This is a genomic window from Couchioplanes azureus, from assembly GCF_014648355.1.
Taxonomy (GTDB): Bacteria; Actinomycetota; Actinomycetes; order Mycobacteriales; family Micromonosporaceae; genus Actinoplanes; species Actinoplanes azureus.
The window spans coordinates 23,156-38,165 of record NZ_BMQY01000017.1 but is presented as its reverse complement, the minus strand read 5'-3'; the positions used below and the strand labels follow the sequence as shown (position 1 = coordinate 38,165).

Here is a 15,010-nt window from a genome sequence, read left to right as displayed (position 1 = left end):
TTGGGCCTCCGGTAGGCGATACGCTGCGGAGACCGGCGCGGGAGACGCGGGTTGTGGAGGCCCGGGTGCGTCTTTCGCGTCGGTTCCGTTGTCAGTCAGCGAGTGGGTCGGTGATGGGGTCCCAGCCCGAGCCGGTGCGGTGCACGCGGCGGCGTTGTGCTTCTTGCAGGAACAGGGCCGCGTTGTGGGCGCAGGTCGAGGCCAGGGTGAGCACGCCGAGACGTTCGGTCTCGGTCAGACCCGGCTGGGTGTCGCGGGTCGGGTCGTAGCCGTCGAATAGGAACAGCCGCATCAGGTGCTGGGCGGCGTGCATGAGGTCGGTGGCGGAGTCGAGCAGGTGCGCGGCCAGGGCGCGGTTGTCGCTGCTCAGGTAGGTGATCTGGAACAGGTCGGCGTGCCGGGTGAGGTCCCGGGCGGTCAGGCAGTGCCGGTGTTCGTGCAGGTCGTAGCCGGATAGATCAAGGGCCATGGCTCATGCCTCTCCGGGCGGGGTGAGTAGTGCGTTGCGGACGGCGGTGATGTCGTCTTGGCGGAAAGCGGTCCGGACGCCGGAGAACGACATACCGACGGTGTCGGCGAGCACGGTCAGTGGGTAGGGGCGCGGCGGCCGGATTCGTGCGTACGCGAGGACGGCGCGGATGCACCGGTCGGTGAGGTCTCGCTGTGCGGCGAGTTCGGTGAGGAGACTCAGCACGGGATCGGGATCGCCGGAGTCGGCGTGGAAGGTGGTCCATTCGGCGTGCAGGCGCTGGATCATGGCGGTGATGTGGTCGGTGGGTTCCTCAGCGCATCGGGACATGACCAAGCCCCTTTCAGTCCCAGGGATCGAAGTCGGAGTTTTCGGCGGCCGGGGCCGCTTTGGTGGTGGTCGGCCGTTTGCCGTTGGCCGAGCTGGCTGCCTTCAGGACGGCCGGTGCGGTGGGGGTGGGTTCGGCCGGGACGTCGGGCAGGTCCAATGCCGTCGGTATGGCGCCAGGCGCCGCCGGGGTGGGAACACCGCCCGCGGGCACCAGGGTCGGCAAGGTCGAGTTGACGTCGGCGGTCAGCACCTCACGGCGCTTGATGTCGAAACGCAGAAACGCGGCCCGCTTACTGGAGCCGGCCAGTTCGACCACGGCGGAGGTGGCGTGGCAGGTCACGGCGATCTCGTCCAGGCGGCTCTGCAGCCGCGAGAGTGACAGGCCGGGGCGTAGGTAGACCCAGACGCGTTCCCCGACCGGGGTGGGCCGGGCCCAGAGGATCAGCGGGAGGCTGCCCGTGCGGTTGGCGATGATGAACTGCGAGAAGCAGACCCGCAGTCGGTGCCGCACGATCACGCACCACGAGATAGCGACGACGCGGCACCGCAGCGCCGGGACAGCAGCGGGAACGCCCACCAGGGGCGCGAGGATGGCGAGGGTGACGGCGGCCGGGGTGGCATTCGCCAAAGTGACCCATCCGTAGACGAGGCCGAGACTTGCGGTGATCTCGAACGACCACCACCAGAGGATGCGCAGCACCGGCCAGACCCTGACCAGCACCCAGACCAGGGCGCCGACGAAGGTCGCGATCGGGGCGGCCAGCAGGCCGGCCAGGATGGGGTGCATGTAGTCGGAGGCAACCGTCAAGGCGAGCAGGCCGACCACGATGACGCTGATGACGAAGGCGAACCGGGCGTTGCGTGCCGAGGAACGGTGCACCTTCTGCTCGATGACGGTGACGGTGCCGGAGGAACGTCCGAGACCGAAACGTCGGCTAGATTTGGACATGACACGTCCTCCCAGATGATGGGTGGGATGGGTTGGGTAGGCGCGGGGTCGGCAGGTTGGTAGCCGTGAGCCGACCCCGCGCATCTACCTAGCTCTGGTTGGCGAACAGCGAGAAGCTGGTCAGCATGGCGCGGGCGAAGCCGCGCTCCTGCAGCTCGGTATTGAGCTGGGTGATGTCGTCGGTGGTGATCGGGTGATCCAGGGTGTGGATCTCGGTGGTCATGGCGAGGGTGCCGCCGGTGTAGTGCGCGAACGCGCACAGATAGACGTACGACGTCTCGGTGGTGGTCATGGTGTTCTCCGTTTCGGGAGCGTTGAGGGCGTCGGCCAACATGGCGCGGTGCGCGGGGAAGATGTCGCCGCCGTACAGGGCGGCGAGGTTCGAGGTCAGGGCCTCGTAGCTGGGGGCCGCGATCCACGCAGCGCGGGCGGCGTCATCGCAGCCGGTAGGGGTGGGGAAGTCTGCCGGCGAGTCGTGCTCGCCGAGGTCAGTGCGGGTCAGGACGGTGACCATCCATGCTTCGTCGCTGGCGCGGGGATCGGGCACGTAGCGTGCCGGGCTGGCCTGCCAGCAGGCGGCCGGAATGGTTAGGCCGGTTTCTTCGGCCAGTTCGCGTACTGCAGCATCGGCCGGGGTTTCACCCGGGTCGACGAATCCGCCGGGCAAGGCCCAGCCGTGACCATCGGTGCGTTCGATCAGGAGAATCCACCGCACACCGGTGCGGCGGTCGGTGGCGGTGACGAGGGCGTCGGCCGCGAGGGCTTCGCCCCAGTGGCCGAGTTCGTTGCGTCCGTAGCGGACGCCAGTGGTCTCGCACGGGTTGACCGGTCGGCCGTCAATGACGGCGAACGGGATCGCAGCAGCAGCCTGGCGAGAGGCCCAGTCGATACGGGTCGGATCGGTTTCGGGGTCGGCCCATCCGTCACGGATGCCGACAGTGAAGACGTCAGGGTGGGTGTAGGTCCGGGACATGGACATGGACATGGACATGGGACTCCTCCAATAGGAGATGAGCGGGAATTACTGGAATGGCGCCGCGCATAGGCGGCGAGAAGACTCGAAGAGCCTGAAAGGAAGAAGGGGCCGGGACCGGTAAGCCGATCCCGCGCCACACATCAGAAGTACTACCGGCCATCACTGGCCGGGTGATCGGGAGAACTGGGTTACAGCGGGACTCCCGAGGGGGCTTGCCGGGTAGTGCAGGTGGGAAGGTGTGACCGCGAACGGTCCAAGGTTTGCCACGGACACTGTGGCAGGGATGTTCCGGTGCTTGCGGGGTAGTGCTACGTACGTGCCGGGGCACTCGTGAGGGGCGTCAGCGACGCGGCGCGGAACGCGGTGCCGTTACGACCATTGGTCGCCCATGCCTTGGCCTCCAACTGCTCGAGCGCGACGAACTGACCAACCTCCACCGACGGAATCTCACCGACCGTCGTGACGTTGATGACCTCGCCGCCCGTCTCGTCGAGCGCGACGACCTGGGTAGACCACATCGGACGGCCCGTTCCCTTCTCGGACCGCTGGATCCCCTTCTCGTCCACCTTCGGCTGAGACTTCTTCGCCACCGTGAACGTGATACCGGTCGTGTCCACGTAGATCTTCACGAGGGTTACCTCCCTGGTAATGAGCACGTCCCCTGCGGACGACTAGCTCGATGGCACAAAGCTACGTCCAAGATCACGAATGAACCTGGAATACTTTTCCGGGGGTACGCCGACGCGGCTGGAGATGATCTGACCATGCGAGGCATCGGGCAAGAACTCACCGTTGGTGAGCGGATCGCGTGGTACCGACGCCGCCGAGGCATGTCACAAGAAGTGCTCGCAGGAATAGTCGGGCGCACGGTGGACTGGCTGAGCAAGATCGAAAACAACCGCATTGACCTTGACCGGCTATCAGTCATCCGCAGCGTCGCCGAAGCACTCGACGTAGCCATCGGCGATCTCGTCGGAGAGCCCACGCTGCTGGAGTGGAACTCCGACAGCGGTACCCGTACGGTTGCCGCACTTCGAGACGCGCTGCTGAACTACCGGCAGTTGTGTCCCTTCATGCAGGCATCGACGGCCGAGGCTCCCAGTGTCAACATCATTCGGGCGAGCGTCAGCGACATCTGGGCCGCCTACCAGGAATCCCGGTACGGGTACGTCGTAGCGCACCTACCTAAGGTGCTGGCCCAAGCTCAGGTGGCCACCCAGCGCCAAGACGATGAGCAGGAAGCGCAAGCCTTCGCACTGCTCGGCCTGACATACCAGGCTGCTGCAGTCCTGCTGACCAAGCTAGGTGAGTCGGACCTGGCGTGGATCGCGGCCGAGCGAGGATTCGCGGCAGCCCAACGAAGCGACGACACAGTCGTCATCGGCTCGCTTTTCCGCTCGCTGACGCACACCCTGCTGTCCACCGGCCGCTATGTCGAGGCCACCCAGCTCACGACTGACGCGGCTGGCTACCTGCAGCCGGGCCTCGCCGATGCCAGTCCCGAGTACCTATCCGTCTATGGAACCCTTCTGCTCGCAGGATCGATCGCAGCGGCACGAGCGGAAGACCGAAGCTCGGTGCAAACCTTCCTCAACGAAGCGAATGAGACCGCCCGCCGGCTCGGGCGCGACAGCAACCACCTCTGGACAGCGTTCGGTCCCACCAACGTCAGCATCCATAGAGTCACCGCTGCGATGGACCTTGGCGACGTGGAGCTCGCCATCGATCTGGGTTCACGCGTTGACACCAGCGCTCTTCCCATTGAACGACAGGTTCGACACGCCCTGGAGGTGGCGAGGGCGCTAAGCGCGAGGAACCGCGTCGAAGACGCTCTTGCCACGGTCTTGGCAGCGGAGCAGAAAGCTCCAGAGCAGGTCAGACACTTCGCACTGTCTCGGCAGCTCGTTCAGACCTGGATGCGCCGCGGCAGGGGCCGGCCTAGCTTCCAGCTAGCCGCCCTTGCCCAGCGAGTGCGTGTGCTGCCCTAAATCCGTAGAGTTCACTTGTGATCGACTCTGCAGAGGACGCGCGTCCGTTCGCCACACCTAGGGTGGCAGCGGGCGCGCTTTTTGTTGATGACCAGAACCGCGTGCTGATGCTTCGCCCGACCTACAAGAGCTACTGGGAGATCCCTGGGGGTTACGTCGAGGCGGGTGAGGCGCCTCTTCACGCGTGCAGGCGAGAGATCCGCGAAGAACTCGGCATACAGGTCGACATCGACCTCCTCCTCGCCGTCGACTGGGCACCAAATCCTGGCGAGGGCGACAAGCTGCTCTTCGTCTTCGACGGTGGCCGCCTCACCGCTGAACAGCTCGCAGCGATCAAGTTCGACGACGGAGAAATCGGGCAGTGGAGCTTCGTCGATGAGGCCAGGCTCGATGAGGTAACCATCCCCCGGCTCGCCCGACGCATCAGGCAGGCGTTGCAGGCACGTAGGGATGCCCGGACTGTCTACCTCCATGAAGGAGAAGGCCCTCAGTAGACCAAGTTCGCAGCCGATGCCTAGTTCACAGCGCGGTATACGCCTCCGAGTTCGTCGGGCTCGCCGGCCTGATCTGCCGACGAGAGTGCGTCGCGCAGACGCGCAGCGTTTCCGTTAGAACGGCTGCCCGCACATCCTCCATCGCCCGTCCTCCTTGACAAGCGTGAACGTATGCTGGTCGACGAAGCCAGTCTCCAGGGTTAGCTTCGCAGTAACAGTTGCGGATACTCGGCCGTTGACGTTCGATACGTTTACGCCCACGATCTCGTGGCTATTTATCTTGGGCTGCCCACTGAGTCCTTGAATAAATGCGTTGCGCGTGAACTTGCTCCGCGTGCTCGCGCAGAGCCGACCATAAGCGGCATCAGCGTTGCGTGCTTCCAGATCAGCGACGAACTCGTCGGTGGCCTCACGGGCGGGTCCGGTTGCCTGCTGTATTCCACGGTAGAAGAAGTACCCTCCGGTCACCCCACCCGCGCAGCACAGCACCAGCAGAACGCCGACCGCGATCAACACCGTCCGTAGCGTACGTCGCTGCGGAGACGGTACGGGTTGATGCATCGGCATCGCCACGATGATCAAGCCTAGCTACCCAGTGTGCCGCAGGTGGCCTGTTCCGCGGTGTGCTCACGCTTGGACGACCGATCGACACCGAAGGCCCAAACCTGACCCAGACCGGAGCCGCAATTCCACCGGCACCCAGGCCCTGACGACGGTACATTCACCAAAGCCGCATCCTCTTCCGCCGGCGAGCGCGCGCGGCGGCCTGAGGGTCGTCGTCAAAGACCGTGGCCGCGGGGGTCTAGGCAGGCTGACATGTCGATGAGCGGATCCCTGATCTTGGCAGAAAGTTGTCTCACTCAAGCCATTCGTGGCGGCTGACGACCCAGGGCAGGCTGGGATCGGCGCGCTCGGCGATGTGGCCGAGGGGTAGCGTGGCCAGCTCAGCGACCGACGCATCAGCGTCCGCGATGTGGCTCATGCCGGCGACCACGACCGCCCCTGGAAGGTTCGGATCGTTCACCCCGTCGCCGACGAGCCAGTCGTTGTCCTGAGTATGGACGACCTCACGGGCCGGCTCCTCACCCGTGAACACGGTCCGCTGGACGACCGCCCCCAGGTCGTAGGGGAAGCGGCCATCGGAGAACGGAAACTCGACCTGGCGGAACAACTCATGCGACACCCTGCGAGTATGCCAATCCCCTTCGGCAAATAGCACGGTGCACGCTTGTGCCCCCGACAAGGTCCGTTCCACCTTTGCGCATCACGCGACGGACAGCCGTCGCGCTTCAGCTGGTGGAGGACACCTCCCCAGAATCCCCGTTCAAACTTTCTGTACGTCTTCAAGGCGGCCCGAACCGGGCCGCTCACTCCGTCGCCGAGGGCAGCGCACCGCCGCCCGCGAGGGGTGCGGGCGGCGGCACGCTAACCGCTCCTCGTCGACACTCGTGGAGAGCAGCGGAGAGTCGGGCCTGCTGAAAACCGTCAGAGACTTAGGGTTGGATATGGATCATTGGCCGGTCGCCGACCGGCTCGGCCTGGGCGGCGCGGACAGCTGCCCGCGCCGGGCCGCAGGGCGAGTCGCGGCCGTCGAGCTCCGGGTGCGGCGGCGCGCATGGTGTCCGGGCCGCCCCTCCACCGTCAAGGGCGCTTCGCGTCGCAAGCGACGGCCACAAACCGGCCGCCCTGGACGGCGGAGCCTCTGCGGCCCTGAGCGGTCAGGAGTCAAGCGGCAGGCCGGTGGCCTGCCCGCACGTAGGCGCACGCCGCTGCACCCATCACCGACTCGGCAAAGCACGAGGTGCAGGTGTCAATCTGAGCTTGACGCAACTCTGGACGATAGGAGCCGGTGTGGGCGCAGCCGCTACACGGCAACCGGGCGGAACTTCGCGATCCTTCCGCTTCAAGTCGACGGCTTCTTCAAGCGTTTAATTGATGAAGCTTGGCCGAGTGGCGAAACAAACGTGGAGTCGAACAATTCCCGGACATCCCCAATAGGGCACCTGCTTCTGCCGATAGAACGGTAGAAGCCGTACTCCCGGTTGGGCCGAAGGGTCCAGCCGGGCTCGTCACCCCACCGTTGGCGCAGGAGGGCAAGGAGGTGTTAGTCCCATCATCGGGCGGAAGACCAACTCCCCATTTTTGTCAGACCCCTGGGTCACACTGTCCTGATGTCATCCGATCGGCACGAGGAGCGATCATGACCAACCCGCGGGCCTTACTCGTCGCCGCCGGCCTTGGCAACAACGTGATCGAGGGCGTCCGCTCGGTCACCTCGCAGCCATGCGGTTACGACGGTCGACGCTGCCCGGCAGCCGGCCGCCTATGTGGCAACCGGCTCCTGCTCACCCGGCCGAGTCGAGACACGTGCGCGCTCCATGACTGAGAAGCCGCCGGTGCTGCGCATCAACAATGCCCGTCGCGGTTGTACGACGGACACACGCATCCTTGCCCGGCGCGGCTGGCTGACCTACGACGTGGTCGTCGTCGGTGAGGACGAGACGATCGGCTACAACCCAGCCACTGGCAAGAACGAGTGGACCCCGATCGTCGGCCTCCAACACTACGGGGACGCGGAGGTCTGGAAACTCCAGAACTCTTGGTTCACCGCTGAGGTAACGCCGGGACACAAGTGGCTCGTTGACCAGCAGGTCACTGTGCAGACCGAGACCGCGTGCACCGAGTGCGGGCGCGAGTTTGCCACCGGTCGCGGCATGACGAAGCATCGGGCCGACGTCCACGGCGTTCTCACGCCCCGTCGCGAGCGGTTCGAGGAGCAGCTGGTCGCCACCCGCGACTTCAAGCAGTCGACCCGGATCTACCTCTCGAAGCCTGCCGACCTCGGCGACCAGTTGCCCATCACCGACGACGAGGCTGAGCTTATCGGCTGGATCTTCGGCGACGGGTACATGGAGCCGAGCGGCCCGACCATCGTCCAGTCGAAGCCTGAGCAGGTGCACTACCTGCGAGGCTTCATGGCCGCCCACTTCCCGTGTGGCGAATACGTCCGCGAGCCGGAGGGACCTCAGACGCACCGGATCTACCGATGGAAGCTAACCAGTGAGTTCTGGTGCGACCTTGCATCGCGGTCAAAGGCAAGCAAAGACGACGCCCTGAACTTCGTGTTGAGTCTGTCGGTATCGCAGCGCGAGGCGTTCGTCCGCGGGTTCCTATCTGCCGACGGCACGCGCGACCCGCGCACGCAGAACGACAGGCTTGGGTACGCAGCGTTCCAGGTGTCCGGCCCGGTGGCCGAAGCGATCAAAGTTGCCGCCTACCTGGAGGGTTACCGGCCCGACACGAGGGTGAAGACCGAGTTCGACTCAGATCGGTTCGGCATGCAGCCGATGGAGTGCATCGGGTTCCGTACGCCGATCGTCAAAGGGCGGAACCTTCCCGTCGTCGGCACGCGTACGGCTGACGTGTGGGGTCCCACCACAACGCTCGGAACCTGGACTGCGCGCCAGGACCAGGAGATTTTCCTGACGGCCACGGACGTACGACGCCGGACGAGTCGCCCAGGACTTACAAGCGAGTGCTCCCCTTCGGGCCGGTAGCGTGTCCATATGCCTTTTGCAGCGGCCGCCGCGAGCCAAGGACCGTGGTGGGTAACACCAACGATCGCTCTAGCGGGTGCTCTCCTGGGCGCCGTAATGACGCTGTTTACCACGTTCCAGCTCGACAGTCGTAAGGCCAAGCGTGAGGCGGATCTTGCCGAGCAGGGGAGGCGACGTGAGGCGTACCTTGAAATCTTGTCGTGGCTGGCCCGAACCAGGGATGAACTAAGGCGGTCCATCGACGACCGTCGGCCGTTCAATCACGCCTTCGCGGATGAGACGGAACAAGGCCGGCTTGACGCCCTGTCAGAGTTAGCCGCTACCCCGGCGTTTCGGCACGCGCTGCTATGAGCTCTTCGCCTCGTTGCCCGAGTCGGAGCCGGAGGAGCTACAGGTGAGACTCAGTGTGGGTCAGCAACTCGAAGAACAGCTCAAGACGTTGCAGGACGTCATTGAGGCGGTACGCATCCAGGCTCGGCAAGACACGTCTCCGAGCCTGAGCTGAGTGACTAACTGGGTGACAATCGTCGGTGATCATGGCGGACGGCCGCTGACGACGGTGGACTAGAAGCGCAACTCAGGCAGCAGATGCGGCAGCTCAATCAAGATCCAAAAGTGCCTGGGGGTCAAGGGGTCGCAGGTTCAAATCCTGTCAGCCCGACTTTGTGAAAGCCCTGACCAGCAGAAATGCCGGTCAGGGCTTTGATGTTCTCTATGGGGTTTTGAACCTCCCCCCGAAAACCCCCAGTACGCAATCGACGGTCACGTTCGTCATCCCTGTTCAACGGTTGGCTTCTGAGCCATCGGGTCGGTGATCGCGCGCTCGCGTGGCCAGCCGCGATCCACTTCGTCGAGGGTCCGTGGCTGCCGCCGCACCTCCGACGCCGGATCTCGCTTGCCGACCGCGCCCAAGCGCCGATGGATGCCCGCAGAAGGCAGCTTGTGGTCCGCCCTCGGCTCCCTCGTCGCTGGGCCTGGGCGAGGGCATCACGAGTAGCAACGGATTCTTGATGCGCTGCATTGCGATCCGCCGGATGCGCCCTTCCGGAGCGGAGGTTCTTCGACTTTCTCGGGCCTGTTGCGCCGCACAAGCCCTGGTCTTTCCCGAGAGGAAGAACATCGGCCATCCTTGTGTGCAGGGCTTGGCAGCCCGGGCACGGGGCGGCGGGGTCGGCCGGGGCTAAGCCCCGGCCGGCCGGGACGATCAGCTGCGGACGATCGTGAAGGTCGACGTGGTGTTGCGGATGTCGACCGCGTTGTCGTACAGAGTCAGGTTGGTGAAGACCGCGCGGCCCACGGCCGGGCCCTGGCCCGGTTCCGGCATCTCATTGGCCCAGATGCCGAAGCCGGATCTGGCGTCCCAGGCGTCGCCGCTCCGGCGTGCCCCGGAGATCGACACGTTGGCGAAGGTCGTGTCGGTGACGGGGTTCTGCGGCTGGCCGCCGGCGTAGTTGGTCTGGAACATGATGCCGCTGTACGTCGGGTCGACGATGTCCACGTTGCTCACGCGGATGCCCTGGAACACCTTGGAGGCGCTGAACAGCCAGATAGCGGGGAATGTCTGGTTGCCCCAGAAATGGCCGCCGGCGCGGACGAGGGTGATGTTGTCGAACCGGGTCGGCGGGTCGGCGCCGAAGCCGTTCATCGGGTAGCCGAAGTCGAGTGAGCTGATCGTGATGCCGGAGTACACGAGCGTGTCGGCGATGTAGATGTTGCGGAAGACGTTGTTCAGGCCGCCGTACGCGGCGACGCCGGCCGCCCGCCACGTCAGGATCGACGTGAGGCTCTCGTACACGTTGTCGCGGACGTCGCCCCCGTTCGCGTCGATGGCGGAGAACAGCGCGAACGAGTCGTCGCCCGAGGCGCGCGACTCCACGTTGGACACGAGGTTGCCGGTGCTGCCGTTCGTCATGTTGATGGCGTCGGCGAACAGGTTGCGCGCCCGTGAGTTGCGGATGACCATGTTGTCGGTGTTGGTACCCCAGTACAGGCAGACCTGGTGCTCGGCCCACACGTCGTCGATGGTCATGTTCGCGACGTTCTGCAGGTCGAAGACCTTGCCGGGGCCGTCGATGCGGGTGGTGTAGTTGCCGAAGTACGCGAAGCCGGAGAACAGGGTGCCGTTGGCAGTGGCGTCGGCGCGGAAACCGACGTCGGTGTTCTCCTGCGTCTGCGGGGCCTGGAAGCGGGTGTACCAGGGTCCCGCGCCGACGATGCGCAGCGACCGGCCGTAGACCTGGAACTTCTGGGCGGTCTCGTAGGTGCCGGAGGGCAGGTAGACGCCCAGCTTCGAGGCGTCCTGCCGGGCGGTGTCCAGCGCCGTCTGCACGGCCTGGTGGGTGAAGCCGGCCGGCTCGACGTACCGCGTCGGGTCGGGGTTGGCGATCGGCGACACCTGTTCGAGCGACACGAAGTCGATCGCGAAGGTACCCGCGTTGCCGGCGTCCTTCTGCAGACGGATGGTGCTGCCGGCCGACACGGACGAGGTGAGCATGATGTTCGCCTCGTCGTAAATGTGTCGGGGCGGGCCGGAGCCGGGCGAGTTGTCCGGCGACGCCTCCGGCCCGTACAACCATGCGAACTTCGCCGTCACCGGAATCGACCTCTGGAAGGCGCCGTTGACGTAGATCGACAGCGATGAGGTCGTTCCGTCGGGGATGGAGAAGCGGGCCACCAGGGTGTTGGTGGCCGCCCGGGTGGTCCACTGCACGTACGCGCCGGTGGTGGTGAGGGTGACGGCGCGACGGCCGGACGCCTCGCCGGCGATGTCGCCGACGGTGCGGTTCGGGCCGACGACGACGGCGCCGCCGCCGGTGGCGCCGTCCTCCGCCTCGTACGTGTCGTACGGCATGTTGGCGCCGCGGCCCGCGAAGAACGGGACGTCGGCGGTGTTGTCGCCGCGCCGCGACTCCAGCTCGTTGGCGGCCGTCGCGACGGCCACCCGCACGGTGTACCGGCCGTTGACGACGCTCCATGTGCCGACGGACTCCTGTGCGGAGTCGCCTGCGGCGACCGCGCCTACCGAACCGGTGAGCGTGCGGACGACGCCGCCCGCGCTGGTGAGGATAGTGACGGTGACGGCGTGCGGAGCACCGGACGACGTGACCGTGCCATGGTTGCGGACGGTCACGGTGAAGGCGGCGTTCTGCCCGGCCGACGGCGAGCCGGGTGACCACGACACCGACGGCACGAGGTCACTGGTGTCCGTGGGCCGCACGACGAACGGGACGGACGCGGTGAGGGCGTTGTTGGTCTCGTTCTGCTCGACGACCGCGTTCGCCTCGTCGACGCGGGCGGTCAACTGATACGACCCGGGCGCGCGGGCGCCCGCCGGGACGGAGATGGTGGCCGAGGCCCCCGCCGTGAGCGCGCCGACGGCGGCGGCGCCGACCCGGGTGGCGCCGAGGTAGAAGTTCACGCTCGACGCGGGCGCAGGCTGGGTGCCCGCGTTACGCACGGTTGCCGACAGCGTGATGGCGTCGGTCTCGGCCGGGGAGGCCGGTGACGCGTTGACGGAGGTGACGGTCAGGTCGGGGCCGGGTGCCGGCGCGCCGAGCACCTCCAGCTCGGCGACCTGGCCGCCGGGCGCGCCGGTGTTGCCGGTGAAGCGCAGCTGGACGTCCGCCGCGGTCCCGCTGACCGGCACGGTCACCAGGTTGCCCGAGGACGGGCTGAACGAGTACGACGCCGACCCCCTGATCGTCGTCCAGGCGGTGGCGCCCTGCGCCCGCCCGGAGATCGAGAACGTCTGCATCCGCGGCCCCCACGCGGGGTCCGGGTTCAGGCGGATCCGCACGCCGGTGAGCACGGCGTTCGCGCCGAGCTGCACGGTGAGCGTGCTGGGGGCGGGGCCCTCCCAGTACGTGTCGACGCTTCCGTCGTTGGCGTTCGCCGCGACGAACATATGGGTCACGCCGGACGCGTCGATCGGCTTGTCCAGGGCGAGGTTTTCGCCGGCCGGGTCAGGGTCCGGGTCGCCGCCGCCGGTGTCGTACACCTCGAACTCGCTCACCTGGCCGGCGGACCAGCCGGTGTTGCCGGTGATCGTGACCCGGACGTAGCGGATGGTGGCCGCCGGGAACATGATCGTGGCGGTGGGCGCGAACTGCCGTCCGGCGGCGGCGGAGAGGGTGGTGAACTGCGAGCCGTTCGCGGACCCGCTGACCGACAGGGTCTGGGTGCGGGCGCCCCACGCGGCCGGAAGTCCGAGGATCACCTCGTTCACGTCGACGGACGAGCCGAGGTCGACCTGGATCCACTGCGGGAAGGCGTGGTTGGCGCTCTCCCAGTAGGTGTCCTGGTTGCCGTCAGTGGCGTTGCCGGCGGCGTACACGTCGGTGTGGCTGGACGCGGTGGCGGGTCTGCCGGCCGCGAGATCGGGGCCCACCCCGGCGGCGGGCGCCGGTACGAGGGCCAGGGCGGTAGCCGTCGCGGCGACCGCGGCGAACCATCGGGAGCGGAATCTGAGCACGGTGACACGCACCTTCCACGGAGACGGGTCTGGGCGGGGCCGGGAGGGCGTGGGTGGGCGCACCCTCCCGCCGGTCAGGAGGCGTACGTTTCAAGCTGACCGCGCTGACCGGCCGGCCAGCCGGTGTTACCGATGACGGTCAAGCGGAGCTGGCGCTGAGTCGTGGCGGCGACCGTGGTGACGCCGAGGATGCCGCGCGTCCGAGCACGACATTCCTTTCGTCAGCCCGCCCGCAGCCGGAGCCAGACGGCGGTGTCTGGGGGCAGGACGCCGTCGTCCAGCGGGCCGCTGGCGAGGATTCGGGTGTCGTGCTCCGGCAGCGGGACGGGTGCGTCGGACATGTTGACCACGACGGCGACGTCGCTGCGGGCGTACGCGAGGGTGCCGGGCGCCGTGGGCAGCCAGCGCAGGGGCCCGCGCAGAACCTTGCGGGCCGTGATCGTGCGGCGGTACAGCTCCAGCATCGAATGCGGGTCGCCGGTCTGAGCGGCGACCGTCAGATCCTTCCAGCCCTCGGGCTGCGGCAGCCACGGCTCGCCGCCGAAGCCGAACGGCGGCCGGTCCCCCGTCCACGGCAGCGGGACGCGGCAGCCGTCGCGGCCGTGGCCGCAGCGGCGCCACATCGGGTCCTGCCGCGCCTCGACGGGCAGGTTCTCCACCTCGGGCAGGCCGAGCTCCTCGCCCTGGTACACGTAGGCGGCGCCGGGCAGCGAGAGGGTGAGCAGTGCGGCGGCTCGGGCCCGCCGGGTGCCCAGCTCCAGGTCGGTCGGGGTGCCCTCGCGCTTGGTGGCGAAGCTGAACGCGGTGTCCGCGCGGCCGTAGCGGGTGACCGGCCGGGTGACGTCGTGGTTGGAGATGACCCAAGTGGCGCTCGCGCCGACGCCGGTGTGGGCGGCGAGCGCGCGGTCGATGCAGGCCCGCATGGCGTCCGCGGCCCAGGCGCAGCCGAGGAAGTCGAAGTTGAACGCGGCGTGCAGCTCGTCGGGACGCAGGTATGCGGCGAAGCGCTCCGGCTCGGGCAGCCAAACCTCGCCGATCAGGGCACGGTGCCCATACTCGTCGGCGACGCGGCGCCAGGAGCGGTACACGTCGTGCACGGCGTCGAGGTCGTGGAACGGGTGCGGCTGCGCCGGGTCGATTTCGGGCAGCGCCGGGTCCTTGTGCAGCAGGGCGGCGGAGTCGATGCGGATGCCGTCGGCGCCCCGGTCGAACCAGAACCGCAGGATGTCCTCGAACTCGGCCTGCACCCGCGGATGGGCCCAGTTCAGGTCGGGCTGCTCGGGCGTGAACAGGTGCAGGTACCAGGCGCCGTCGGGCACCTGCGTCCAGGTGGCGCCGCCGAACTCGCCCCGCCAGCCGGTGGGCATCTCGGCGCCCTGCCTGAACCAGAACAGCTCGCGCTCCGGTGCGGCCGGATCGGCGAGCGCCTTGACGAACCACGGGTGGGCGCTGGAGACGTGGTTCGGCACCACGTCGACGATGACCCGGATGCCTACGGCGTGCGCCTCCGCGATCAGCGCCTGCGCGTCGGCGAGGGTGCCGAAGACCGGGTCGACGTCGCGGTGGTCGGAGATGTCGTAGCCGGCGTCGGCCATCGGCGACGGGTACCACGGGCTCACCCAGATGGCGTTGATGCCCAGGCCGGACAGGTGGTCGAGGCGGGCCCGGATGCCGGCGATGTCGCCCACCCCGTCGCCGTTGCCGTCGGCAAAGCTGCGCGGGTAGACCTGGTAGATCACCGCGTCGCGCCACCACGCGTGCGTCACGTTGCACCCT

12 protein-coding genes are annotated in these 15,010 nt (G+C 67.2%); 3 read left to right on the top strand and 9 right to left on the bottom strand.

The features are described from left to right. Nucleotides 1-91: 91 nt before the first annotated feature. The 5 genes from IEY99_RS32735 to IEY99_RS32715 all read right to left on the bottom strand — a co-directional run bounded on the left by IEY99_RS32735 (nt 92) and on the right by IEY99_RS32715 (nt 3,353). Nucleotides 92-469, bottom strand: a complete 378-nt coding sequence (locus tag IEY99_RS32735; RefSeq protein WP_189207993.1) for a hypothetical protein — start codon at nt 467-469, stop codon at nt 92-94. Nucleotides 470-472: 3 nt separating this feature from the next. Then, complete coding sequence (locus IEY99_RS32730; RefSeq protein WP_189207992.1) at nt 473-799, bottom strand: hypothetical protein; 327 nt, start codon at nt 797-799, stop codon at nt 473-475. Nucleotides 800-812: 13 nt separating this feature from the next. Further along, nucleotides 813-1,748 carry a hypothetical protein gene (locus tag IEY99_RS32725; RefSeq protein WP_189207991.1) on the bottom strand — a complete coding sequence of 312 codons (936 nt, stop codon included), beginning with the start codon at nt 1,746-1,748 and terminating at the stop codon, nt 813-815. An 88-nt stretch (nt 1,749-1,836) separates the two neighbouring features. Continuing rightward, complete coding sequence (locus IEY99_RS32720) at nt 1,837-2,739, bottom strand: NUDIX domain-containing protein (RefSeq protein WP_373293483.1); 903 nt, start codon at nt 2,737-2,739, stop codon at nt 1,837-1,839. A gap of 293 nt (nt 2,740-3,032) precedes the next feature. Continuing rightward, nucleotides 3,033-3,353, bottom strand: coding sequence for a hypothetical protein (locus tag IEY99_RS32715; protein ID WP_189207990.1), 321 nt, complete (start codon nt 3,351-3,353; stop codon nt 3,033-3,035). Nucleotides 3,354-3,488: 135 nt separating this feature from the next. Here IEY99_RS32715 and IEY99_RS32710 point away from each other — a divergent pair, with 135 nt between their 5' ends. Both IEY99_RS32710 and IEY99_RS32705 read left to right on the top strand, forming a co-directional pair. Beyond that, nucleotides 3,489-4,712 carry a helix-turn-helix domain-containing protein gene (locus IEY99_RS32710; RefSeq protein ID WP_189207989.1) on the top strand — a complete coding sequence of 408 codons (1,224 nt, stop codon included), beginning with the start codon at nt 3,489-3,491 and terminating at the stop codon, nt 4,710-4,712. Nucleotides 4,713-4,729: 17 nt separating this feature from the next. Further along, nucleotides 4,730-5,206, top strand: coding sequence for an NUDIX domain-containing protein (locus tag IEY99_RS32705; protein ID WP_229799478.1), 477 nt, complete (start codon nt 4,730-4,732; stop codon nt 5,204-5,206). Between the two features lie 114 nt (nt 5,207-5,320). Here the strand turns inward: IEY99_RS32705 and IEY99_RS32700 are convergent, their stop codons facing one another. Together IEY99_RS32700 and IEY99_RS32695 are read right to left on the bottom strand one after the other, a co-directional pair. Beyond that, nucleotides 5,321-5,722, bottom strand: coding sequence for an Rv0361 family membrane protein (locus IEY99_RS32700; protein WP_189207988.1), 402 nt, complete (start codon nt 5,720-5,722; stop codon nt 5,321-5,323). Between the two features lie 340 nt (nt 5,723-6,062). Beyond that, complete coding sequence (locus IEY99_RS32695; RefSeq protein WP_189207987.1) at nt 6,063-6,389, bottom strand: hypothetical protein; 327 nt, start codon at nt 6,387-6,389, stop codon at nt 6,063-6,065. Between the two features lie 1,195 nt (nt 6,390-7,584). Between IEY99_RS32695 and IEY99_RS32690 the strand changes: the two genes are divergently transcribed. Further along, nucleotides 7,585-8,763 (top strand): hypothetical protein, encoded by a 1,179-nt coding sequence (locus IEY99_RS32690; protein ID WP_189207986.1) that lies wholly within the window; start codon nt 7,585-7,587, stop codon nt 8,761-8,763. Between the two features lie 1,204 nt (nt 8,764-9,967). On the opposite strand, the gene IEY99_RS32685 is transcribed toward IEY99_RS32690, so the two are convergent. Beyond that, entirely contained in the window at nt 9,968-13,234 is a 3,267-nt protein-coding gene (locus IEY99_RS32685; RefSeq protein ID WP_229799477.1) for a discoidin domain-containing protein, read from the bottom strand. A 221-nt stretch (nt 13,235-13,455) separates the two neighbouring features. After that, on the bottom strand, nt 13,456-15,000 hold the full coding sequence (locus IEY99_RS32680; protein ID WP_229799476.1) for a glycoside hydrolase family 13 protein: 1,545 nt from the start codon (nt 14,998-15,000) through the stop codon (nt 13,456-13,458). Between the last annotated feature and the right edge of the window lie 10 nt (nt 15,001-15,010).

Bases quoted from the DNA above. Each gene is read 5' to 3' on its own strand.
- IEY99_RS32735 (WP_189207993.1), bottom strand. From the start codon at position 469: ATGGCCCTTGATCTATCCGGCTACGACCTGCACGAACACCGGCACTGC.
- IEY99_RS32730 (WP_189207992.1), bottom strand. From the start codon at position 799: ATGTCCCGATGCGCTGAGGAACCCACCGACCACATCACCGCCATGATC.
- IEY99_RS32725 (WP_189207991.1), bottom strand. From the start codon at position 1,748: ATGTCCAAATCTAGCCGACGTTTCGGTCTCGGACGTTCCTCCGGCACC.
- IEY99_RS32720 (WP_373293483.1), bottom strand. From the start codon at position 2,739: ATGTCCATGTCCATGTCCATGTCCCGGACCTACACCCACCCTGACGTC.
- IEY99_RS32710 (WP_189207989.1), top strand. From the start codon at position 3,489: ATGCGAGGCATCGGGCAAGAACTCACCGTTGGTGAGCGGATCGCGTGG.
- IEY99_RS32690 (WP_189207986.1), top strand. From the start codon at position 7,585: ATGACTGAGAAGCCGCCGGTGCTGCGCATCAACAATGCCCGTCGCGGT.